Here is a 1,297-nt window from a genome sequence, read left to right as displayed (position 1 = left end):
TGAGCTGCTGCGGGGATTTCGGACAGCGGAATTAGTGGATTCTTCTACGCTGCCAGGGCTGACTGTTGATAACCATAGTGGACTTCGTTAGGACGCCGGTAACCGAGAGCGGAGTGCCGACGCCGGCTGTTGTAAAACCCCTCGATGTAGCGAATGACGTCGCTGCGAGCTTGTGATTTGGTCGCATAAACGGTCCGGTAGACGCGCTCGTTCTTGAGCATCGAGAAGAACGATTCCGCCATGCTGTTGTCCCAGCACACGCCCGTGCGTCCCATCGACGAGCGCATGCCCAGGCTAGTCACCAAGGCCCTGAAATCGGTCGAGGTGTAGACACTGCCCCGATCGGAGTGCCAGATCGCGTCAGGCTCGATCTGGCTCGTTGCGGCGGCGTTCTTGAGAGCGTCGGCGACGAGCTCGGTGCGCATGTGATCGGCGATGGACCAGCCGACGACTTTCTTGGAGTAGCAGTCGATGACGGTGGCCAGGTAGATGAACCCTTGCCAGGTGTGGATGTAGGTGATGTCGCCGACGAACTTCACCCCGGGGCGGTCGGCGGTGAAGTCCCGTTTGACGAGGTCGGGCATGCTCGCGGCGGCCTCAGCGTCAGCGGCGGTGGTGATGCGGAATGGGCGCGGCTGACAGGCCACCAGGCCCTGGTGGCGCATGATCTGCCGTACCAGCTCGGGTGAGCACTCGGTCTTTTCCGCGGCGAGGTCGGCGTGGATGCGCCGGTACCCGTAGGTGCCCTCGGACTCCTCGAAGAAGTATTGGACCCGGGCTATCAGGGTCTCCCGGCGGGCCGCGGTGGCCGATTGCGGACGCGTGGCCCAGTGATAGAAACCGGACGTCGAGACGGTCAACCACAGGCACATTTTCACCACCGAATTCAGGTTGGCGGGCTCTGATTTTTGGGAATCGATGAATTCATACTTGCTCACTACCGCTGCTCCCGGGCGAAGTAAGCGCTGGCTTTTTTCAAGAAAGCGGTCTCCGCCCGCAGCTCCTGAACTTCACGCTCGAGCTCTTTCAGCCGGGCCCGTTCCGACACCGTCAGATCCGCCTCCGTGCCGCCGTTGGCCTCGCGGTACTTGATCAACCAGTTGCGCAGAGTCTCCGGGCCGACGCCGTATGCGGTGGCCACGTCCTTGATTGGTTTGGATGTGTTGATCACCTCGCGGCACAGCTCGTCCTTGAACTCCTGGGTAAATTTCCGACGTGATGCGGTCATGCTGATCTCTACTTTCAGTAGTCCCTCATTTTAAGAGGGCCCACTGTCCGAGAACTCCGCGGCAGGTCA

At 60.8% G+C, this 1,297-nt stretch carries 1 protein-coding gene; it reads right to left on the bottom strand.

The window, feature by feature from the left end; genetic code table 11:
- Positions 1-44: 44 nt before the first annotated feature.
- Positions 45-1,228, bottom strand: a protein-coding gene (locus E3T37_RS07345) for an IS3 family transposase (protein WP_134366157.1) whose coding sequence is annotated in 2 segments (ribosomal slippage) — positions 45-967 and positions 967-1,228 — 1,185 coding nt in all. Because the reading frame shifts where the segments join, the coding sequence is not laid out codon by codon here.
- Positions 1,229-1,297: the final 69 nt, after the last annotated feature.

It is taken from the genome of Cryobacterium sp. TMT2-10, assembly GCF_004403075.1.
Lineage (GTDB): Bacteria > Actinomycetota > Actinomycetes > Actinomycetales > Microbacteriaceae > Cryobacterium > Cryobacterium shii.
This window is presented reverse-complemented; position numbering and strand designations above follow the sequence as displayed.